This window comes from Streptomyces sp. NPDC029122 (genome assembly GCF_055569445.1).
In genome coordinates this window covers 59,063-79,223 of the sequence record NZ_JBVHWK010000015.1, presented here as the reverse complement: position 1 = coordinate 79,223, position 20,161 = coordinate 59,063, and the positions used below count along the sequence as shown (strand labels likewise).

The following is a 20,161-nucleotide window of genomic DNA, read 5'->3' as shown; positions in this document are numbered from 1 at the left end:
CGGAGCGGGCCGCCCGCCGCCCGGTCCCGGAGGCCCCCGCGGGGATGCGGCCGGCCGCCCGGCCGGAAGGCGGACCGTGGCCTTGGCCACAGCGCGCCCCGTCCTCGAGCTCGGGGCGGACGCGGCGGTCAGGGGCCTCCCGGCCGTGTCAGCACTGGGCGGGCGGACCCCGTGCCGGGCTCGGGACGGAGGGGCGGAGGAGCCCCACCGCGTCCGCGATGCGGCCCGATTCCGTCCGCTATCCGGACAGCATTGATCGGTGAGTCGACGTGTCTGCTTTACTGGGGCGCATGACCACGACGAGCAGCCGCACCCTTGCGACCGAGGCGACGATGACGCCCGGTGCTCGTTGTATGTGTCGAATGTGCGCCTTCTGAGGGCCCCTTCACGCAGTCTCGCGCCCCGAAGCGAGACCGGCCGAGCAACTCCGCCACCCCGGTCGGACGACACCTCCGACTGACCCCCGGTACGGACCGCTCCTGCCCCGCGCACGCGTCGACACCATCGTTTTGTGACGGTTAGACCCGTATCGCGTCCCCAGATGTTTGCCCCGTGCACGGCACCCGCACCCCGTGCACTCGACAGCGACGGAAATCCAGTGATCACCACATCGGGCCTCACGAAGGTCTACCAGTCCCGTGGCCGCGAGGTCACCGCCCTGGACGGCGTCGACCTGCACGTCCGCGAGGGCGAGGTCTACGGAGTCATCGGCCAGAGCGGCGCCGGCAAGTCCTCCCTCATCCGCTGCGTGAACCTCCTGGAGCGTCCCACCAGCGGCACCGTGACCGTGGACGGCGTGGAGCTCACCGCCCTCGCCGGCCGCGGCCGCCGCGCCGGCAAGGAGCTCCGCGAGGCCCGCAGCCGCATCGGCATGGTCTTCCAGCACTTCAACCTGCTGTCGTCGCGCACCGTCCAGGCCAACATCGAGCTGCCCCTGGAGATCCTCGGCGTCTCCGGCCGCGAACGCTCCCGCAAGGCCCTGGAACTCCTCGACCTCGTCGGCCTCGCCGACAAGGCCAAGGCCTACCCCAGCCAGCTCTCCGGCGGCCAGAAGCAGCGCGTCGGCATCGCCCGCGCCCTGGCCGGCGACCCCAAGGTGCTCCTCTCCGACGAGGCCACCAGCGCCCTCGACCCCGAGACCACCCGCTCCATCCTCCAGCTGCTGCGCGACCTCAACCGCCAGCTCGGCCTGACCGTCCTGCTCATCACCCACGAGATGGACGTGGTCAAGGCCGTCTGCGACTCCGCCGCGCTCATGAAGCGGGGCCGGATCATCGAGTCCGGCACCGTCGCCGAACTGCTCGCCACCCCCGGCTCCGAGCTCGCCGGCGAACTCTTCCCGGTCAGCGGAGCCGCCACCGGCCCCGACCGCACCGTCGTCGACGTCACCTTCCACGGCGATGCCGCGACCCAGCCGGTCATCTCCCAGCTCTCCCGCACGTACAACATCGACATCTCGATCCTCGGCGCCGCCATGGACACCGTCGCCGGCCGCCAGATCGGCCGCATGCGCATCGAACTGCCCGGCCGCTACGAGGACAACGTCGTGCCCGTCGGATTCCTGCGCGAGCAGGGCCTCCAGGTCGACCTCGTCGACGACGACTCCGACCTCGACTCCGAGATCGCCGCACTGGTCAAGGATGGTGCCAAGTGACCTGGTCCGAGATGCAGCCCCTGCTCACCCAGGGCACCTACGACACCCTCTACATGGTGCTGTGGTCCACCCTGGTGACCGTCCTCGGCGGACTGCCCATCGGCATCCTCCTCGTCCTCACCGACCGGGGCGGCCTCCTGCAGAACCGGCCGCTCAACAAGGTCCTCGGCGTGATCGTGAACATAGGCCGCTCGCTGCCGTTCATCATCCTGCTGATCTTCCTGATCCCGGTCACCACCGCCGTCGTCGGCACCTTCATCGGCCCCACCGCCATGATCGTCCCGCTGGCCATCGGCGCCGTCCCCTTCTTCGCCCGGCTCGTCGAGACGGCCGTCCGCGAGGTGGACCACGGCCTGATCGAGGCCGTCGAGTCCATGGGCGGCGGCATCCCGACCCTCATCGGCAAGGTCCTGCTCCCGCAGGCCCTGCCCTCCCTGGTCGCCGGTGTCACCACCACCGTGATCACCCTCGTCGGCTACTCCGCCATGGCCGGCGCCGTCGGCGGCGAAGGACTCGGCTCCAAGGCCATCACCTACGGCTTCCAGCGCTTCGAGACCGGCTTCATGTTCGCCACCGTGGCCGTCCTGATCGCCCTCGTCACGGTGATCCAGCTGATCGGCGACGGCGTGGTACGCGTCCTCGCGCACCGCGGCCGGACAGCCTGAAGCACCAACCAGAACCTCCCCACCGCAGAGCCCGCACTTGTCGTGCTTGGGCCACCACCCCGCGTACACCCGCGAAAAGCAAGAAAGGCACTCTTCGTGCGTAAGAACACCAAGCTCACCGCCATCGCCGCCGCCTCCGCGGCGCTCGCCCTGGGCCTCACCGCCTGCGGCAGCTCCTCGGACCCGTCCACCGCCGCCAAGACCGACGGCGGCAAGGTCGACGAGAGCAAGCCGCTGGTCATCGCGGCCTCCCCGAGCCCGCACGCCGACATCCTGAACTTCGTCAAGGACAAGCTCGCGGCCAAGGACGGCCTCAAGCTCGAGGTGAAGGAGTTCACGGACTACGTCCTGCCCAACACCGCCACCGAGCAGGGCCAGGTCGACGGCAACTACTTCCAGCACAAGCCGTACCTCGACGACTTCAACAAGAAGAACGGCACGCACATCGTGCCCGTCGTGAACGTGCACCTGGAACCCCTCGGCCTCTACTCCAAGAAGGTCAAGGCCCTCTCGGACATCAAGCCCGGCCAGACCATCGCCGTCCCCAACGACACCACCAACGAGGGCCGCGCGCTCCAGCTGCTCGCCGCGAACAAGCTGATCACCCTCAAGGACGGGGTCGGCACCAGCGCCAAGCTGTCCGACATCACCGACAAGAAGGGCCTGGAGTTCAAGGAGCTGGAGGCCGCCACGGTCCCCCGCGCCCTGAACGACGTCGACGCCGCCGTCATCAACGGCAACTACGCCCTCGAGGCCAAGCTCGCGCCCGCCAAGGACGCCCTGGTCCTCGAGAAGGCCGACGGCAACCCGTACGCCAACTTCCTGGCGGTCAAGGAAGGCAACCAGAACGACCCGCGCATCCAGAAGCTCGCCAAGCTCCTGAACTCCGACGAGGTCAAGAAGTTCATCGAGGAGAAGTACCAGGGCTCGGTCACCCCGGCCTTCGGCTCCCCGGCCGCCTGACCCAGGACCGTCCGGCCCAAGTCCCCCTGGCGGACGCCGGATTCCCGGCCCCGCGCACCCCTTCGGGCGCGCGGGGCCGCGGGCTGCCCGGGCCGCCCGGAGGATGCCCGCCTCCGGGCGGCCCGGCCCTGCACATCCCCGGGCCGATGCTGCATGCTGTGGCCTACGACCCGCACAAACGGTCCCGTACGAACGGTCCCGCCCCACGGTCCCAGGCATGGAGCTGCGCATGACTACCACCTTCCCGGACGTCACCATCAGCACGGACCGGCTGGTGCTGCGCCCCTTCGAGGAGGAGGACGTCACCGCGCTCGCCGAGATGATGAACGACGAGCAGATCACCGCCTGGACCTCGGTCCCGCACCCCTACACCCACGCCGACGCCCACGCCTGGGCCACCGTGCTCTCCCACGCCGAGCGCACCGAGGGCCGCGGCATCGTCTTCGCCGTCACCGAGTTCCTCACCCAGCGCCTCGTGGGCATCGTCCACCTCCAGAACACCAACTGGCGCACCCGCACCACCGAGGTGGGCTACGTCACCGCCCCCTGGGCCCGCGGCGAGGGCTACGCCAGCGAGTCCGTGCTCGCAGTCGCCCAGTGGCTCCTGCGCGACCAGCGCTTCGAGAGACTCGAACTGCGCACCGCCGCCGACAACACCGCCTCCCAGCAGGTCGCCCAGAAGATCGGTTGCATCAGCGAAGGCGTCCTGCGCAACGCATGGATAGTGCGGACCCAGGCGGCCGACGGCAGCTGGACCGGGACCCGCACCGACCTCATCGTCTGGAGCCTGGTCCCCGAAGACCTCGACGACGCCGACGAATACGACGTGTACGAGAGCCGGCACGCCCGCCCCGGCCCCGCCGGACGCCCCGGCCACGACGACGGATACCCCCTGCGCCGGCGCGCCGACGCACACGGCTACGCCGTCGGCGCCGACCGGCACTGACCCGATGACCAGGTAGTCTCACCGTGACCCCCTGACGAGGCGACGACGCCGACGAGAACGCCGAAGACGCCGGCGAGCACACCGAAGACGCCGACGAGAACGCCGAAGAGGCTTCCCCCACCCCCACCCCAGGAGACCGACGACGATGGCCGACCGGGTCACGGTGATCGGCTGGGACGGCTCCCCCCTGACCGCGGCCGCCCGCTCCGCGCTCTCCGCCGCCACCCTCGTGGCCGGAGCCGCCCACCACCTCGCGCTCCCCGAAGTCCCGCCCGGCGCGGAACGCATCCGCCTCGGCAGCCTGGGCCTCGCCGCCCGCCGCATCGCCGGCCACCGCGGCACCGCCGTCGTCCTCGCCGACGGCGATCCCGGCTTCTTCGGCGTCGTACGCACCCTGCGCGCCCCGGAACACGGCCTCGAGGTCGAGGTCGTCCCCGCCGTCTCCGCCGTCGCCGCCGCCTTCGCCCGCGCCGGGATGCCCTGGGACGACGCCCAGGTCGTCGTCGCCCACCCCCGCACCCTGCGCCGCGCCGTCAACGTCTGCCGCGCCCACACCAAGGTCGCCGTACTCACCTCGCCCGGAGCCGGCCCCGCCGAACTCGCCCTGCTGCTCGAAGGCGTCCACCGCACCTTCGTCATCTGCGAGGAACTGGGCACCGACCGCGAACGCGTCACCGTCCTCACCTCCGACGCCGCCGCCGACCACAGCTGGCGCGACCCCAACGTCGTCATCGTCATCGGCGGCGCCGGGCCCGCCCCCGCCGCCGCCGACCCAGGCTGGCTGCTCGGCCAGAGCCCCGGCCCCGCCCCCGTACGCGGCTGGGCCCGCCCGCGGCCCGCCGCCGACGGACACCGGCCGGGGGAGGGGGAGTCCGCACAGCTGCGCGCCGCCCAGCTCGCCCGGCTCGGCCCCCGCACCGGAGACCTCGTCTGGGACATCGGAGCCGGCTCCGGAGCCCTCGCCGTGGACGCCGCGGCCCACGGCGCCGCCGTCATCGCCGTCGACGCCGACCCCCGCGCCTGCGAACGCGTAACCGCCGCCGCCCGCACGCGCGGTGTCCAGATCCAGGTCGTCCCGGGCCGCGCCCCGCACGTACTGGAGAGCCTGCCCGAACCCGACGTGGTCCGCGTCGGCGGCGGCGGGCCCGCGGTCGTCGCCGCCGTCGCCGAACGGCGTCCCGAACGGATCGTCAGCCACGCCTCCACGCGCGACGAGGCCGAGGCCATCGGGCGCACCCTCACCGAACACGGGTACGCCGTCGAGTGCGCGCTGCTCCAGTCCGTGGCCCTCGACCCCCGGACCTGGGCGGAACAGGAGCGTTCCGTGGTGTTCCTGCTGGCAGCCGAACGCCCCGTGAACCGCTGACGCGGAGCCCGGGGTAGGCTGGCCGATCGTCGTACCGCCAGGCGGACGCGCGACGTGGCGCAGTCCACAGCGGACCGTGCCGGTTTCTGGCCGACACGGCGGCCGACGAGCGCGACAATGCTCAGGAGTTGTTGTGGGTGCGCACGCCAGGCGTCGCACCGCGCGACGACCCGCACGGCAAAGTCCGCACGGCGGGCCCTGTGGGCGACCGGGCGATCGAAGAGGCAACACCGATGGGCGAGGGGTACGCATGACTGACACCGGCCAGGTTCCGGGCGAGGGTCACCCGGACAACACGGGCATGGTGGATCAGCAGGGCATTCCCGCACCGGTCCCGCCCCTGCCCCCGATGCCGCCGCAGGCCCCCGCCGGGTACGCCTTCCAGGACCTCGTGGACGACCCGGCCGAGGCCGAGGACGAGGAACTGCTCCTGATGCCGAGCGGGCACGGGCAGGGCGCCTGGAGCGACCCCCAGGTGGTCCCGCCGGTGCCGGCCTTCCCCGGCGACTACCAGGAGCCCGTCTACACGGAGTACCCGCAGGCCCCCGCCGCCGGCTACCCCGAGCCCGGCCACCTCGGCTTCCCCGACCAGGGCTACCCCGAGGCCTTCCCCGCCGCCGCACAGCACGCGCCCGGCTTCCCCGAGGCCGGCTACCCCACCCCCTTCGCCGATCCCGCCGCCTACAGCGCGGGCGCGCACGGGACCGGTGGCCGCGACTCCGGCTCCCTCGACCTCGGCGGCCTCGTCGTCCCGCAGGCCGGACCGGCCGCCCAGGCGCCGCCCGCCGCTCCCGTGATGCCGCCGCGCCGTCCGCTGCACATGGGCCCGCCCATGCCCGACGCCACCGGCGGAGTCGTACGCTCCCTCGCGGACCGGGGCCCGGCCGCCGCACCGGTACCGCCCGCCGCGCCCCAGGCGCAGCAGCCGCAGGCCGCCCCCGCCGTGCCGGCGCAGCCGGCCGAGGCGGAGCCGGTCGCGGCGGAGCCGGTGGAGGCCGCGACCGTCGCGCCGGAGCCGGTCGTGGTGCTGAACCCCGAGGTGGCTGCTGCCGCCGCCGCACAGGCCGCCGCGGCCGCCGCGCAGGCCGTCGACGCCGAGGCCGCCGCTCAGGGTGCCGAGGCCGTCGCGGCTCCGGCCGCCGAGGCAGTGCAGGGCGCCGCGGCCGCCGCCGTGCCCGCCGAGGCCGAGTACCAGGACCTGCCGGGTGCCGCGCCCCAGCCCGGGGACGTCCCGCCGCAGGCGGGGACCCCGTGGACGGCCGAGCCCGTGGCCGCCGCCGAGCCCGTCGCTGTGGAGCCGGCCGTCGCGGAGCCGGCCCTTGCGGAGGCGGTCGTCGGGGAGCCCGCCGTTGCGGAGCCGGCCGTCGCCGAGCCCGCCGTCGTTGCCGAGTCGGCCGCTGTCGCCGAGCCCGTGGCCGTTGCCGAGCCCGCCGTGGCCCCGCCTGCCGCGGCTCCCGTCGCCGAGCCGTCGCCCGAGGCCGCTCCCGTCGCCGAGGCCGCACCCGAGACCGCCCCCGAGACGGCCCCCGAGGTTCCCGCGGCCGCCGAGGCCGTCGAGGCGGTCGTTCCCGCGCCCGGGACTCCCGCCGAAGCCGCGCCTGCGGCCCCCGAGGCCGTCCCGGCCGCCGCCGAAGCCGCCCTCGGGGCACCGGAGACCGCCGAGGCGGCGCAGACCGCCGCGCCTGCCGGGGAACCCGCCGCCGCGCCCGCCGTCCCCGCCGAGCCGCAGGGTCCGGCCGAGGCCGTCGAGCCGGCCCCCGCGGAAGCGCCGGTCCAGGCCGAAGCCCCCGCCGAGCCCCCCGTCCCCGCCGCGCCGGAGCCCGCCGCCGAGACCGCCGAGCCGGTCGAGGCGCAGCCCGAGCCGGTGGAGGCCGCCGTACCGCCCGCCGAGCCCGCCGAAGCCGTGGAAGCCGCCGAGCCGGCCCCCGAGGGCCCCGCCGAGCCCGCCCCCGGCGACACCGGAGCCGCACCGGCGGAGCCGGCCGTCGGCGAACCGGCCCCCGCGTACGCCGACGCGGAGCGCGAGGCCGTCCTGCGCGTGATGCGCGAGCGCCGCGACATCCGCAAGGGCTTCCGCACCGACCCCATCCCGCACGAGGTGCTGCTGCGCGTCCTGGAGGCCGCCCACACCGCGCCCAGCGTCGGCCACTCGCAGCCGTGGGACTTCGTCGTCATCCGCTCCGCCGAGACCCGCCGGACGATGCACGAGCTCGCCCAGACGCAGCGGGAGGCCTACGCCAAGTCGCTCCCCAAGGGCCGGGCCAAGCAGTTCAAGGAACTCAAGATCGAGGCCATCCTCGACACCCCGGTGAACATCGTCGTCACCGCCGACCCCACCCGCGGCGGCCGCCACACCCTCGGCCGGCACACCCAGCCGCAGATGGCCCCGTACTCCTCCGCCCTCGCGGTCGAGAACCTCTGGCTCGCCGCGCGCGCCGAGGGCCTCGGCGTCGGCTGGGTCAGCTTCTTCGACGAGCGCGAGATGGTCCGCGCCCTCGGGCTGCCCGAGCACCTGGAGGTTGTCGCGTACCTGTGCGTCGGCTACGTGGACGAGTTCCCGGAGGAGCCGGAGCTGATGCAGGCGGGCTGGTCCCAGCGCCGTCCGCTGGCGTGGGTCGTGCACGAGGAGACGTACGGCCGCCGCGCGCTGCCCGGCGAGGCCCCGCACGACCTGCTCTCCGAGACCGTCGCCAGCATCCGCCCGCTCGACGCGAAGGCGCTCGGCGAGGCGTGGGAGCGGCAGAAGCGCATGACCAAGCCCGCCGGGGCCCTGGGCATGCTGGAGATCATCTCCGCGCAGCTGTCCGGGCTCTCCCGGGTCTGCCCGCCGCCGATCCCGGAGCCGGCCGCCGTCGCGATCTTCGCCGGTGACCACGGTGTCCACGCCCAGGGCGTCACCCCCTGGCCCCAGGAGGTCACCACGCAGATGGTGGCCAACTTCCTGGGCGGCGGGGCCGTCTGCAACGCCTTCGCCAACCAGGTCGGCGCCGAGGTCTGCGTCATCGACGTCGGCGTGGCCGGAGACCTCCCCGCCACCCCCGGCCTCCTGCCGCGCAAGGTCCGCCCCGGCACGGCCGACCTGTCCGTCGGCCCCGCGATGAGCCGCGAGGAGGCCGTCGCGGCCATCGAGGTCGGCATCGAGACGGCCAGGGACCTGGTCGCGGCGGGCAACAAGGCGCTCCTCACGGGCGAGATGGGCATCGCCAACACGACGGTCTCGGCGGCCCTGATCTCCGTCTACACGGGTGTGGACCCCTCCGAGGTCACCGGCCGGGGCACGGGCATCAACGACGAGACGCACGCCCGGAAGGTCGACGTCGTACGCCGCGCCCTGGAGCTCCACCAGCCCGACCCGAACGACCCGATCGGCGTCCTGGCGGCCATCGGCGGCCTGGAGCACGCGGCGATCGTCGGCCTCCTCCTCGGCGGAGCCTCGCTGCGCACGCCGGTGATCCTGGACGGCGTGAGCGCGGGCGCGGCCGCCCTGGTGGCCCGCGCCATCGCCCCCGAAGCCCTGTCGGCCTGCATCGCGGGCCACCGCAGCGCGGAACCGGGCCACGTGGCCGCCCTCAACAAGCTCGGCCTGCGCCCCCTGGTCGACCTGGACCTCCGCCTCGGCGAAGGCACCGGCGCCCTCCTGGCGCTCCCGCTGGTCCAGAGCGCGGCCCGCGCGATGCACGAGGTCGCCACCTTCGACGCGGCGGGCGTGACGGAGAAGTAGGGGCGGCGGCAGGCGCGCGCCACAACTGAACGGGGCCGGACACCAAGGGTGTCCGGCCCCGGGGCGTTCGTGGGGGCGGGCGGGAGCTGCGGAGGGCGGGGTGCCGACGGGCCCGTCTCAGGGAGGGTCCGGGGGTTCCCGTCAGTCCCATCGTCCTTCCGGTTCGTGCCGGTCCCTCAAGGGCGCTCACTTCGTTCGCGTCGCTTCGCGATGGCCTTCGGCCACCCTTGACAGCCCGACCCGCCCCGGAAAGCCGAAAGACTGCCGGGAAGCCCCCGAAGGAACGGTCACGGGGCAGGAGGAGGAGAGCGGGTCCCTCAGTGATGAGGCGAGGGGCCGGGCCACACCCTGCCGGGCATACGGCCCCCCAAGGACCCCGGCGGTCCACACCTACACGCCAGATCGCTACGAGCTCCTCCCGGCTTGGCGTCCGGCGGCCGTCCGGGGCTGATACCCGCACCACACGCTGACCAGGGCAGCATCCGGGACGGGTGGGCGCGTCAGATCGCTACGTGCTCCTCATTTCTCGGCGGCTGGTGGCCGTCTGGGGGCTGAGAGGTGTTCGACGGGAGCGGGAGGGGGGCTTCGAGGGGGAAACGGGCCGTCCGGAGGCATCTCGCGGGCCTCTCGCTCGCCTGTCGGAGTCTGGGGGTGCCTTCTTCAACCGCAGACTCCGACAGAGACCCTTCACGCCTCGCCCGCGCCTTATTAACATGGGCAAAAGGGGCAGTCGATTGCGCTTGCGGCTCGCGATCATCACAGACGGGCCGCAGACGCGTCCCGGCAGAAGCGTGTGGCGATCTGACGCGCCCACCGCTCCCGGATGGGGCTGTGATCGTCATGTGGTGCGGGTAGCCGAACCCCAGGCCTGGCCTGGCAGCGCACGGGCCCGAATGCGGGACACGGCCCTGGCCCGGCCCCTCGCCTCATCACTGAGGGACCCGCCCCTCCATTCCTGCCCCGTGGCCGTTCCTTCGGGGGGTTCCCGGCAGTCTTTCGGCTTTCCGGGGCGGGTCGGTCGGTCAAGGGTGGCCGAAGGCCATCGCGAAGCGACGCGAACGAAGTGAGCGCCCTTGAGGGACCGGCACGCCCCGGAAGGACGATGGGACTGACGGGAGCCCCCCGGACCCTCCCGACCCCCCCCGGCCGGACCCCCGTCGTCCCGGCTCCGCACCCCCGGCGGGAGACCCCCCGATGCCCGCCCGAACTTCGCCCCCGCAGGTACCACCAGCGCCGATGGGTCGTATCGTGGTCCCGGACGGGCGCCCCGCACCGCGTGCCCGCCCAGCCGCTCCAGCGCAGCAGCGGCCCCGCAGACCCCACCCCGCCGCATCAGGAGCCGCAACCGCCATGGCAAACCCGGCATACCCCGCCTACCCCGTAGGACTCCGTCTGGCAGGGCGCCGCGTCGTCGTCATCGGCGGCGGGCAGGTCGCCCAGCGCCGACTGCCCGCGCTGATCGCGGCCGGGGCCGACGTGCTGCTCGTGTCCCCCTCCGCGACGCCCTCCGTGGACGCGATGGCGGAGACCGGCGAGATCCGCTGGGAGCGCCGCCGCTACCAGGACGGCGACCTCGACGGTGCCTGGTACGCGCTCATCGCGACCCGGGACCGGGAGGCCAACGACGCGGCTTCCGCCGAGGCCGAGAGCCGCCGCGTCTGGTGCGTGCGCGCCGACGACGCCGACGCGGCCACCGCCTGGACCCCGGCCACCGGCCGTGTGGAGGGCGTCACCGTCGCCGTGCTCAGCGGCAACGACCCCCGCCGCTCCGCCGCCGTGCGCGACGCGGTCGTCGAGGGGCTGCGCGACGGCTCCCTCACCGCCGCCCGCCCCCGCGTCCCCGGTGTCTCCCTCGTCGGCGGCGGGCCAGGTGACCCGGACCTGATCACCGTGCGCGGCCGCCGCCTGCTCGCCGAGGCGGACGTGGTCATCGCCGACCGGCTGGGCCCCCGCGACCTGCTCGACGAGCTGCCGCCGCACGTCGAGGTCATCGACGCCGCGAAGATCCCGTACGGCCGTTTCATGGCCCAGGAGGCCATCAACAACGCCCTGATCGAGCACGCCAAGGCCGGCAAGGCCGTGGTCCGGCTCAAGGGCGGGGACCCGTACGTCTTCGGCCGCGGCATGGAGGAGCTCCAGGCCCTCGCCGAGCACGGCATCCCCTGCACCGTCGTGCCGGGCATCTCCAGCTCCATCTCGGTTCCGAGCGCCGCCGGCATCCCCGTCACCCACCGCGGGGTGGCGCACGAGTTCACGGTGGTCAGCGGTCACGTCGGTCCCGACGACCCGCGTTCCCTCGTCGACTGGGCGGCCCTCGCCAAGCTCACCGGCACCATCGTCGTCCTCATGGGCGTCGACAAGATCGGCCTGATCGCCGACGCGCTGGTCCGCCACGGCCGTTCCGCCGACACCCCCGTCGCGGTCGTCCAGGAGGGCACCACCGCCACCCAGCGCCGGGTGGACGCCACCCTCGCCACGGTCGGCGAGACCGTCAAGGCGCAGGAGGTCCGCCCGCCCGCCGTCATCGTGATCGGTGACGTCGTCCGCGTCAACGCACCCCTCGCCGGCGCCTGACAGGCCGTTGGCACCGCACCCAGGACAAGGCAGTATCACCCTGTGGCTGATCTCATCACCATCGAAGACCCCGAAGACCCGCGCCTGCGCGACTACACGGGCCTGACCGACGTCGAGCTGCGGCGCCGCCGCGAGCCCGCCGAGGGTCTGTTCATCGCCGAGGGCGAGAAGGTCATCCGGCGGGCCAAGGACGCCGGGTACGAGATGCGCTCGATGCTGCTGTCGGCCAAGTGGGTCGACGTCATGCGCGACGTCATCGACGAACTGCCCGCCCCGGTCTACGCGGTCAGCCCGGACCTGGCCGAGCGGGTCACCGGCTACCACGTGCACCGCGGGGCCCTGGCCTCGATGCAGCGCAAGCCGCTGCCCACGGCGCAGGAACTGCTGGCCTCGGCCCGCCGGGTGGCCGTCATGGAGGCGGTCAACGACCACACCAACATCGGGGCCATCTTCCGCAGCGCCGCCGCCCTCGGCATGGACGCGGTGCTGCTGTCGCCCGACTGCGCGGACCCGCTGTACCGGCGCTCGGTGAAGGTGTCGATGGGCGCGGTGTTCTCCGTCCCGTACGCCCGCCTGGAGGCCTGGCCCAAGAGCCTCGACACGGTGCGGGAGGCGGGTTTCAAGCTGCTCGCCCTCACCCCGCACGAGAAGGCCTCGCCGATCGACGTGGCCGCCCCGCAGACCCTGGAGCGGGTCGCGCTGATGCTGGGGGCGGAGGGCGACGGGCTGTCCACGCAGGCGCTGGTCGCCGCCGACGAGTGGGTACGCATCCCCATGGCGCACGGAGTGGACTCGCTGAACGTGGGCGCGGCGGCGGCCGTCGCCTTCTACGCGGTCGCCGGCAGCGGCCGCGCGTAGTCACCGGCCCTGACCGAAGGGGTGTCCCGCCGACGAGGCGGGACACCCCTTCAGAGCTTCTGCGCGAGGGCGATGCCGAGCGCCACGATCAGGGTCACCACGACGAACACGATCAGCCGCTGCCGCAGCAGCTTCGGGTCCGGCCGCGACGGGCGGCGTCCCGCGCCGGTCGTACGCGGCCCCGTGCGGCCCCCGGTGCGCCCGGCGGTGGACCCCGGGTTGCGGGGGGACGACGGCCGCGACCGGGGCCCGCCCTGGGGCCGCTGGGCTCTGGCGACGGGAGTGGAGCCCCCCGTACGGCGCTCCGTGCTCCGGTCCGCCTGGTCCGGGCCGCGCTCGGCGGGCCGGGCCACGGGCCGCTCGACGCGGGCCCGCTGCGCCGGCGGGCGGCCGTCGCCCAGGCCCTGCGCCTCGCGGGCGGCGATCTCCTTCAGCCGCATCGACAGCTGGAGCGTGGTCGGCCGTTCCTCGGGGTCCTTGGCCAGGCAGGCCCGCACCAGCGGCGCGAGGGCGTCCGGGACGCCGACCAGATGCGGCTCCTCGTGCACCACGCGGTACAGCATGACCTCGGAACTGCCGTGTCCGAAGGGCGAGTCGGCGGTGGCCGCGTAGGCGAGGGTGGCACCGAGCGCGAACACGTCGGTGGCCGGGGTGACGGCGGCGCCTCGCACCTGCTCCGGTGCGAGGAAACCGGGCGAGCCGACGGCGGTGCCCACGTGGGTGAGGGTGCTCGCCCCCGTGGCCCAGGCGATGCCGAAGTCGATGATCCGGGGGCCCTTGGGGGAGAGCAGGATGTTGGAGGGCTTCAGGTCCCGGTGGACCACTCCCGCCTCGTGCACGGCGACCAGCCCCTCGGAGAGCGCGGCGCCGATCGCGGCGATCTGCGCGGCCGTCAGGGGCCCCTCCTCGGCGACCTTGTCGTGCAGCGAGGGGCCGGGCACGTACTGGGTGGCGAACCAGGGGCGTTCGGCCTCCAGGTCGGCGGCCACCAGCCGCGCGGTGCAGCCGCCGCGGATGCGCCGGGCGGCGGACACCTCGCGCGCGAACCGGGAGCGGAACTCCTGGTCCTCGGCGAGATCCGGCCGGATCACCTTGAGGGCGACGCGCTGGCCGCGCCGGTCCGACCCCAGGTAGACCACGCCCATGCCGCCGGCGCCGAGCCGCCGGTGCAGTCTGAACGAGCCGACGACACGCGGGTCCTCGCGCCGGAGCCGCATCATCGCCATGTCCACCCCGCTGACGGTCGTCCTGCTGATCTGGCACAGCTTACGGACCATCCGGCACGAGCGCTCAGAGGCCGCGCCCTCACCGGAGGATTCGATTGTCAGTGCGGAGCACGCCACTTGAGGGTGTGACAGCTCCCGGGCCGCTCGCCCGCCCGCCCCCGGCCCCCCGGCCCAAACCGCCCTCGGGCCAAGGGGATTGACGGCCGCGCCGCTCCCGCGAGGAGCTCTTCCCGCTGAGGATCGGCCCGTCCGGGCGGGCGAGGCCGTCAACACCCCGTACGAAGACACGCGTGTGCGGGGAGTGACGGAAGTGAGCGAAGTCACTACCCTCCGGTCATCCCCTCCGGGAAGACCCCCATCGCGGGGGAAGGATCTCCACCCAGGGGAGTAGGCGGGGGCCGGCCTCGTCATCCTCCTGGAGGCCAGGCAATGGGTACGAGGGCATGAGGCCAGGAGCCTTGCTCCCGCCTAGTGTTGAAGACAAGCGGCGGGCGGCGCACTCGTCCCCCGAGGTCACGAGCCCGCCGCTGCAAACGACAGGGAGAGGACCATGGCGGACATCGCACGGCAGGGACGCAAGGCATTCGCGTTCAACGGCCATGAGTCCGGTACGCGCCACCCGCTGGTGGCCGCGGCCATGGTGCTCCCCCTGGCCGCCCTCCTGCTCTTCCTCTTCGGGGGATTCGATCAGGTGGCGGCGCAGGCGTCGTCCGTGGGCGTGATGCTGGGGCGCTGAGCGGCGCCCCGGGTCCGGAAGAGCGGTCCGGGCCGGGCATCGGCCCGTCGTACCCCGTGGGGACGGGGGCGCGACGGACGGCAGGTGAAGGGTGCTGCCCGTACGACTGGGGAGTCGGACGGGCAGCACCCTTTTTCGCGTGCCCGCGCCCCGGAGAACGCGGAAGCCCCGACCGTCATGACGGCCGGGGCTTCCGGTGCGGTGCGCGATACTGGGATTGAACCAGTGACCTCTTCCGTGTCAGGGAAGCGCTCTCCCGCTGAGCTAATCGCGCGGGCTGCGGTAAGGAACCACAGGTGGAACGAGGTGTGCAGTCAGTCGAGTGCTCACGTTCTGCGTGCGCGATACTGGGATTGAACCAGTGACCTCTTCCGTGTCAGGGAAGCGCTCTCCCGCTGAGCTAATCGCGCGGGGATCCTCGCGGATCGAGGTCCTTGCGGACCAGTGGACGATACTGGGATTGAACCAGTGACCTCTTCCGTGTCAGGGAAGCGCTCTCCCGCTGAGCTAATCGTCCGTGGAGGTGGAGACGGGATTTGAACCCGTGTAGACGGCTTTGCAGGCCGTTGCCTCGCCTCTCGGCCACTCCACCTCGGAGTGCGCAGGGGTTCTCGGGAAGATCCCCCACTCAGAGCGGACGACGAGACTCGAACTCGCGACATCCACCTTGGCAAGGTGGTGCTCTACCAACTGAGCTACGTCCGCAGTGTCACCGTGTTCGCTCCGGGGTTCTCCCCCTTCGCTCCCTGGCGACGTGTTGAACTCTAGCGGATTCCGGGGCCAGCTCAAAAACGCGTTTCCGCAGCGTGCTGCCACCCGATCACCGGAGGTCACCCGTCGGTCACCTCACCGGCGCCATCGCGCCACCGGTCATAGACTCGCAGCCGTGCACGACCTGCCTCCCCTGGCCCGCTTCGGCGGCCTCCTCGCGACCGACCTCCGAGACGTCACCAGCGACCCCTCCGCCCTCGACTCCACCGGGTTCTGGGCGGTGACCGCAGACTTCGAAGGCCGGCTGGTCTGCGCACGCTTCGGAGACATACGCCCCGACCCCGTACCGGCGCCCGTCCCCGGAGCCTGGCGCGGACCGGCCGCCGACCGGTGGTCCTCCTCCCTCGACCGCTCCGCGTACGTCGCGGGCGTCCGCCGGATCCGCGAGTACATCGCGGCGGGGGAGGTCTACCAGGCCAATCTCTGCCGGGTGATGTCCGCGCCCCTGCCGGACCCGGCCGCGGCCGATGTGGACGCCCTGACCGCCCTGCTCGCGCGCGGCAATCCCGCGCCCTACGCAGGAACGATTCGGCTGAGGGCGCACGGCGTCGAGATCGCCACCGCCTCCCCGGAGCTCTTCCTGAGCCGCGCCGGCCGCCACGTCGAGTCCGGACCCATCAAGGGAACCGGCCGCACCGCCGCCGACCTGCTCCCCAAGGACCACGCCGAGAACGTGATGATCGTGGACCTGGTACGCAACGACCTCGGCCGCGTCTGCTCCACCGGCTCCGTCACCGTCCCCGAGCTGTGCGTCCTGGAGGAGCACCCCGGCCTGGTCCACCTCGTCTCCACCGTCAGCGGCGAACTCGCCGAGGGCGCCGGCTGGCCCGAGCTGCTCTCGGCCACCTTCCCGCCCGGCTCCGTCACCGGCGCCCCCAAATCCTCCGCCCTGCGGATCATCGAAGAGCTGGAGACCGCCCCCCGCGGCCCCTACTGTGGGGGCATCGGCTGGGTGGACGCGGACCGTGGCACCGCCGCGCTCGCCGTGGGCATCCGCACCTTCTGGATCGACCGCGAGGCACCCGGCGGCCCCCGCCTGAGCTTCGGCACCGGCGCCGGGATCACCTGGGGCTCCGACCCCGAACGGGAGTGGGACGAGACCGAGCTGAAGGCCGCCCGGCTGGTCGCACTGGCCTCGGGCGGGCCGATACCCGGCACGGAGCCGCCGGCCGCACACGAGACGCACGACCTGAGTGGAGGAACCGTACGGTGAGGATCTGGCTCGACGGCACGCTGCGCGACGCCGATGACGCGAAGGTTTCCGTACTGGACCACGGGCTGACCGTGGGCGACGGGGTCTTCGAGACGCTCAAGGCCCAGCACGGGACCCTCTTCGCCCTCACCCGCCACCTGGAGCGGCTGACCCGCTCGGCGCGCGGCCTGGGCCTTCCGGACCCCGACCTCGACGAGGTGCGCCGCGCCTGCGCCGCCGTACTGGAGGCCAATCCCGTGCCGCTCGGCCGGCTGCGGATCACGTACACGGGCGGCCTGTCCCCGCTCGGGTCCGACCGCGGTGAGACCGGGCCCACCCTCGTCGTCGCCGTCGGCGAGACCACCCGCCGCCCCGACACCACCGCGGTGATCACCGTCCCGTGGGTCCGCAACGAGCGCTCCCCGCTCACCGGGCTCAAGACCACCTCCTACGCGGAGAACGTGGTCGCGCTGGCGCGGGCGAACCGGGCGGGAGCCTCCGAGGCCCTCTTCGCGAACACCGTCGGACAGCTCTGCGAGGGCACCGGATCCAACGTCTTCGTCGTCCTCGACGGGGAACTGCACACGCCGCCCGTGGCCTCCGGCTGCCTGGCCGGCATCACCCGCGCCCTGGCCGTCGAATGGACCGGCGCGAAGGAGACCGACCTGCCCTTCGACGTCCTGGAACGCGCCGAGGAGGTCTTCCTGACCTCCACCCTGCGCGACGTACAGGCCGTGCACCGGGTCGACGGACGCCTCCTGACCGCCGCGCCGGGACCCGTCACCGCCAAGGCCATGCGCGTCTTCGACGAGCGCGCCGCCTCCGACATCGACCCGTAGGGACGGCCAGTGGTCACGGCGGCGCGGGGCGGGTAGGAATCGACGATGACCACCACCCTGCGGCCGAGCGGGCCGCTTCAGCAGAGCGGCTCCGGCGCGCGCTCACGCCCGTACGAGGTCCGCGTCAACAGCAGGCGGGTCGGGGCGCTGCTGATAGCCGCCGACACGCCCTTCGGGCCGACGGTGGGGGAGATCCGGGACCTGGCCATCGACGCGCCGGACCGCCGCCGCGGTCGCGCCACCGTCGCGGCGCTCGCCGCCGAGGAGGTGCTCCGCGGCTGGGGCTGCCGGCGGGTGCGGGTCTCCGTCCCGGCCGGCTCCCCGGGCGGGCTGCGGCTCGCCGCGGCCCTCGGCTACACCGAGCAGGGCCGGAACATGGCCAAGGAGCTCCCCGCCGCCCCGCCCGCCCTTCCCGAAGGGACCGTCGGCCGCCCGATGACCGGCGCCGAGTACGAGGCCTGGGACGCACGGGCCCGCGCCGACTACGCGGCGAGCTGGGCCGCCCGCGGGATGCCGCAGGAGGCCGCCCGGGCCAAGGCGCGGGCCGACCACGACGCGCGGCTCCCGCAGGGACCGGCCACGCCGGGGGTCTCCTTCGCCGTCCTGGAGGCGGCCGGCACCCCCGTCGGCCACGTCTGGGTGGCGGCGGCCGGGGAGGGCTCGTACGTCTTCGACGTCGCCGTCGCCGAGGAGCACCGCGGTCACGGATACGGCCGGGGTCTGATGCTCCTCGCGGAGCGCACGGCCATCGCCGCCGGCCACCGGGTGCTCGCACTGCACGTGTTCACGGGCAACACCCCCGCCCTGCGCCTGTACGAGTCCCTCGGCTACCGGCCGACGGACCTCCACTACGCCAAGGAGCTGATCTAGGCTGTGCCCCGATGGGGGCCAGGGAGCGCGAGCGCAAGGTGTACCGGCCGCTGCGGCGGGCCGGTCTCGAGGTGATCCCGGACGCGGTGCCGGACGGCGTCATACCGTTCGTGGGCGGATTCCGCGCCGAGGACATCGCCGGGGGCTTCTCCCACCGGTACGACACCCCCCGGCTCATCGAGCGGCTCAACGAGGACTGGTACGACCTGGCCGTCTCCTCGGGCCTCTTCGACCACCGGCGCGAATTCCTCGTCCAGCTGCCCCAGGGCACCAGGACGCACCGGGCCTCGCTGCGGCACGTGCACGAGGGCTTCCACGGCGCGCCGCCGCCGGCGCTCTGGACCCGGGTCAGGCTCCTGGAGCGCTGGGACATCATGGGCCGGGGCGCGGGATCGGCGTTCCTGGGCGTGCACGCGGGCCATCCGGGTTTCGCCATGATGGCGCTCGACGGCAGCGTGTACCTCCTGTGCTCGACGGGCGAGTCCGGCGTCGACGTGATCGCGGTGCCCCATCCGGACCGCTCGGAGAACGTCCTGCGGGACCTGGAGTGGATCGCGGGCCGGGACAGCCGCTGGGGCCACCGCGAGTTCAGTCAGCGGATCGCCGCCTGGCTCGCGGGCCGCGCGCGCGGCGCGGCCGCGGCCCTCGACGGAGCTTAGGCCGTACCGCCCGCGAGCAGCCGGTCCGCGATCTCCTCGATGCGGGCGCGCAGGCCCTCCTGGCTCTTGCCGCCGTCCAGGCGCTCGCCGCCGATCACGTACGTCGGGGTGCCGGTCACGCCGATGGCCTTGCCCTCGGCCTGGTCGGCGTCGACGATCAGGATGTGCCGGCCGTCGATCAGAGCGGTGTCGAACTCCTCGACGTCCAGGTCGAGTTCACGCGCCACGTCCAGCAGTACGGCCTCGCCGCGCTCGCCCAGCTCGGCGGTGCGGGCCAGCACGGCCTCCGCGTACGGCCAGCCCCGCCCCTGCTCCTCGGCCTCCTCGACGGCCTGCGCGGCGGCGAAGGCGTGCTTGTGCTTCTCCAGCGGGAAGTGCCGCAGCCGGACGTCCAGCCGGTCGCCGTAGCGGGCGCGCAGGGCGCGCACGTCGTCCAGGGCGCTGTGGCAGTCCGGGCACTGGAGTTCGCACCAGACTTCGAGGATCACGGAATCGGTCATGCGGACAGTCTCCCAGACCTCCTCCCGGACCCCTGAGGAGGAGACCCGACCCGGAGATGTCCCGGAGATCGACGCGGAAGGGGCCGGGGGCGTGGCCGCGGCGGCGGGGGCCGGTGCAGGATGGAAGGGACAGACCGCCCACCGCAGACCGCCGGAGGACCGCATGCTGGCCGAGACCATTTGTTCCGCGGTGTCCGCGGCGGGCCTGGGCATCGCCGCGCTGACCGCGTACCGCAGGCGGTTCCTCGCGGCCGCGAGGATCACGGCCTACTCGCTGGTGCCCGTGGGGCTGGTGCTGACCGGCGTCGTGCAGTGGGTTTCCGGGATCGTCTTCAAGCCAGGCGTCTGGATCGGCTTCGCCCTGCTGGGCCTGGCCTGGGTGCTCTTGATGACCACCCGGGCGGCGGAGCGCCGGAGCCTCGGCAGGGCCCCGAAGGCCGCCGAGGGGGCCACGGGCGGGAAGGCCGTCGCCCCGGGCGCCTCCGCCCCCTCCCTGGGCGGGGGAGCGCGCCAGGACGCCGGTCCGGCCCGGACGGCGGCCCCGGCGGACGACTTCTCCGACATCGAGGCCATCCTCAAGAAGCACGGCATCTGACGGGAGCCCACAGGATCCGAACGGCC

The 20,161-nt window shown here is 73.6% G+C and carries 16 protein-coding genes and 5 tRNA genes; 14 read left to right on the top strand and 7 right to left on the bottom strand.

Annotated elements, in window-relative coordinates; all coding sequences use genetic code 11:
• Positions 1–598: 598 nt before the first annotated feature.
• The 8 genes from ACZ4WZ_RS18990 to ACZ4WZ_RS18955 all read left to right on the top strand — a co-directional run bounded on the left by ACZ4WZ_RS18990 (position 599) and on the right by ACZ4WZ_RS18955 (position 12,747).
• Entirely contained in the window at positions 599–1,654 is a 1,056-nt protein-coding gene (locus tag ACZ4WZ_RS18990; RefSeq protein WP_467891674.1) for a methionine ABC transporter ATP-binding protein, read from the top strand.
• Entirely contained in the window at positions 1,651–2,319 is a 669-nt protein-coding gene (locus ACZ4WZ_RS18985; protein WP_467891672.1) for a methionine ABC transporter permease, read from the top strand. The genes ACZ4WZ_RS18990 and ACZ4WZ_RS18985 overlap by 4 nt, the downstream gene beginning before the upstream one ends.
• Positions 2,320–2,415: 96 nt before the next feature.
• Positions 2,416–3,282: a MetQ/NlpA family ABC transporter substrate-binding protein gene (locus ACZ4WZ_RS18980; protein ID WP_467891669.1), complete on the top strand. Its 867-nt coding sequence runs from the start codon at positions 2,416–2,418 to the stop codon at positions 3,280–3,282.
• Between the two features lie 229 nt (positions 3,283–3,511).
• A complete protein-coding gene (locus ACZ4WZ_RS18975) occupies positions 3,512–4,228 on the top strand; it encodes a GNAT family N-acetyltransferase (protein ID WP_467891667.1) in 717 nt (238 codons plus the stop codon).
• A gap of 145 nt (positions 4,229–4,373) precedes the next feature.
• The gene (gene cbiE, locus ACZ4WZ_RS18970; RefSeq protein ID WP_467891665.1) at positions 4,374–5,594 is read left to right on the top strand and encodes a precorrin-6y C5,15-methyltransferase (decarboxylating) subunit CbiE; all 1,221 of its coding nucleotides are present in this window, start codon (positions 4,374–4,376) and stop codon (positions 5,592–5,594) included.
• Between the two features lie 250 nt (positions 5,595–5,844).
• A complete protein-coding gene (cobT, locus tag ACZ4WZ_RS18965) occupies positions 5,845–9,315 on the top strand; it encodes a nicotinate-nucleotide--dimethylbenzimidazole phosphoribosyltransferase (protein WP_467891663.1) in 3,471 nt (1,156 codons plus the stop codon).
• Positions 9,316–10,665: 1,350 nt separating this feature from the next.
• Positions 10,666–11,889 (top strand): uroporphyrinogen-III C-methyltransferase, encoded by a 1,224-nt coding sequence (gene cobA / locus ACZ4WZ_RS18960; protein WP_467891661.1) that lies wholly within the window; start codon positions 10,666–10,668, stop codon positions 11,887–11,889.
• Between the two features lie 42 nt (positions 11,890–11,931).
• Positions 11,932–12,747 (top strand): TrmH family RNA methyltransferase, encoded by an 816-nt coding sequence (locus tag ACZ4WZ_RS18955; protein WP_467891659.1) that lies wholly within the window; start codon positions 11,932–11,934, stop codon positions 12,745–12,747.
• A gap of 50 nt (positions 12,748–12,797) precedes the next feature.
• Here ACZ4WZ_RS18955 and ACZ4WZ_RS18950 read toward each other — a convergent pair whose 3' ends face one another.
• Positions 12,798–13,973, bottom strand: coding sequence for a serine/threonine-protein kinase (locus ACZ4WZ_RS18950; RefSeq protein ID WP_467891833.1), 1,176 nt, complete (start codon positions 13,971–13,973; stop codon positions 12,798–12,800).
• 550 nt (positions 13,974–14,523) lie between these two features.
• On the opposite strand from ACZ4WZ_RS18950, the gene ACZ4WZ_RS18945 reads away from it, so the two are divergent.
• Positions 14,524–14,709, top strand: a complete 186-nt coding sequence (locus tag ACZ4WZ_RS18945) for a hypothetical protein (RefSeq protein ID WP_037797219.1) — start codon at positions 14,524–14,526, stop codon at positions 14,707–14,709.
• Positions 14,710–14,911: 202 nt separating this feature from the next.
• Here the strand turns inward: ACZ4WZ_RS18945 and ACZ4WZ_RS18940 are convergent.
• The 5 genes from ACZ4WZ_RS18940 to ACZ4WZ_RS18920 form a co-directional block, all read right to left on the bottom strand.
• Positions 14,912–14,983, bottom strand: a tRNA-Val gene (locus tag ACZ4WZ_RS18940).
• 64 nt (positions 14,984–15,047) lie between these two features.
• A tRNA-Val gene (locus ACZ4WZ_RS18935) sits at positions 15,048–15,119 on the bottom strand.
• A gap of 35 nt (positions 15,120–15,154) precedes the next feature.
• Positions 15,155–15,226, bottom strand: a tRNA-Val gene (locus ACZ4WZ_RS18930).
• Between the two features lies 1 nt (position 15,227).
• Positions 15,228–15,301: transfer RNA gene (locus tag ACZ4WZ_RS18925), tRNA-Cys, on the bottom strand.
• Positions 15,302–15,341: 40 nt separating this feature from the next.
• Positions 15,342–15,414: transfer RNA gene (locus ACZ4WZ_RS18920), tRNA-Gly, on the bottom strand.
• A 181-nt stretch (positions 15,415–15,595) separates the two neighbouring features.
• On the opposite strand from ACZ4WZ_RS18920, the gene ACZ4WZ_RS18915 reads away from it, so the two are divergent.
• From ACZ4WZ_RS18915 to ACZ4WZ_RS18900, 4 genes are read left to right on the top strand one after another with little or no spacing between them, the layout of a single operon-like run.
• The gene (locus tag ACZ4WZ_RS18915) at positions 15,596–16,693 is read left to right on the top strand and encodes a chorismate-binding protein (protein WP_467891657.1); all 1,098 of its coding nucleotides are present in this window, start codon (positions 15,596–15,598) and stop codon (positions 16,691–16,693) included.
• Positions 16,690–17,511 carry an aminotransferase class IV gene (locus tag ACZ4WZ_RS18910; RefSeq protein WP_467891655.1) on the top strand — a complete coding sequence of 274 codons (822 nt, stop codon included), beginning with the start codon at positions 16,690–16,692 and terminating at the stop codon, positions 17,509–17,511. Before ACZ4WZ_RS18915 ends, ACZ4WZ_RS18910 begins: the two co-directional genes overlap by 4 nt.
• 45 nt (positions 17,512–17,556) lie before the next feature.
• Positions 17,557–18,381: a GNAT family N-acetyltransferase gene (locus ACZ4WZ_RS18905; protein WP_467891653.1), complete on the top strand. Its 825-nt coding sequence runs from the start codon at positions 17,557–17,559 to the stop codon at positions 18,379–18,381.
• Positions 18,382–18,392: 11 nt separating this feature from the next.
• Complete coding sequence (locus tag ACZ4WZ_RS18900; RefSeq protein WP_467891651.1) at positions 18,393–19,040, top strand: hypothetical protein; 648 nt, start codon at positions 18,393–18,395, stop codon at positions 19,038–19,040.
• Here the strand turns inward: ACZ4WZ_RS18900 and ACZ4WZ_RS18895 are convergent.
• Positions 19,037–19,540 (bottom strand): DsbA family protein, encoded by a 504-nt coding sequence (locus tag ACZ4WZ_RS18895; protein WP_467891649.1) that lies wholly within the window; start codon positions 19,538–19,540, stop codon positions 19,037–19,039. The two genes, ACZ4WZ_RS18900 and ACZ4WZ_RS18895, sit on opposite strands and share 4 nt — an antisense overlap.
• A 163-nt stretch (positions 19,541–19,703) precedes the next feature.
• Here ACZ4WZ_RS18895 and ACZ4WZ_RS18890 point away from each other — a divergent pair, with 163 nt between their 5' ends.
• Positions 19,704–20,135, top strand: a complete 432-nt coding sequence (locus tag ACZ4WZ_RS18890) for a hypothetical protein (RefSeq protein WP_467891831.1) — start codon at positions 19,704–19,706, stop codon at positions 20,133–20,135.
• Positions 20,136–20,161: the final 26 nt, after the last annotated feature.

Coding starts and splice junctions, on each gene's coding strand:
- ACZ4WZ_RS18975 (WP_467891667.1), top strand. CDS start 3,512: ATGACTACCACCTTCCCGGACGTCACCATCAGCACGGACCGGCTGGTG.
- cbiE (WP_467891665.1), top strand. CDS start 4,374: ATGGCCGACCGGGTCACGGTGATCGGCTGGGACGGCTCCCCCCTGACC.
- cobT (WP_467891663.1), top strand. CDS start 5,845: ATGACTGACACCGGCCAGGTTCCGGGCGAGGGTCACCCGGACAACACG.
- cobA (WP_467891661.1), top strand. CDS start 10,666: ATGGCAAACCCGGCATACCCCGCCTACCCCGTAGGACTCCGTCTGGCA.
- ACZ4WZ_RS18950 (WP_467891833.1), bottom strand. CDS start 13,973: ATGGCGATGATGCGGCTCCGGCGCGAGGACCCGCGTGTCGTCGGCTCG.
- ACZ4WZ_RS18945 (WP_037797219.1), top strand. CDS start 14,524: ATGGCGGACATCGCACGGCAGGGACGCAAGGCATTCGCGTTCAACGGC.
- ACZ4WZ_RS18905 (WP_467891653.1), top strand. CDS start 17,557: ATGACCACCACCCTGCGGCCGAGCGGGCCGCTTCAGCAGAGCGGCTCC.
- ACZ4WZ_RS18900 (WP_467891651.1), top strand. CDS start 18,393: ATGGGGGCCAGGGAGCGCGAGCGCAAGGTGTACCGGCCGCTGCGGCGG.
- ACZ4WZ_RS18895 (WP_467891649.1), bottom strand. CDS start 19,540: ATGACCGATTCCGTGATCCTCGAAGTCTGGTGCGAACTCCAGTGCCCG.
- ACZ4WZ_RS18890 (WP_467891831.1), top strand. CDS start 19,704: ATGCTGGCCGAGACCATTTGTTCCGCGGTGTCCGCGGCGGGCCTGGGC.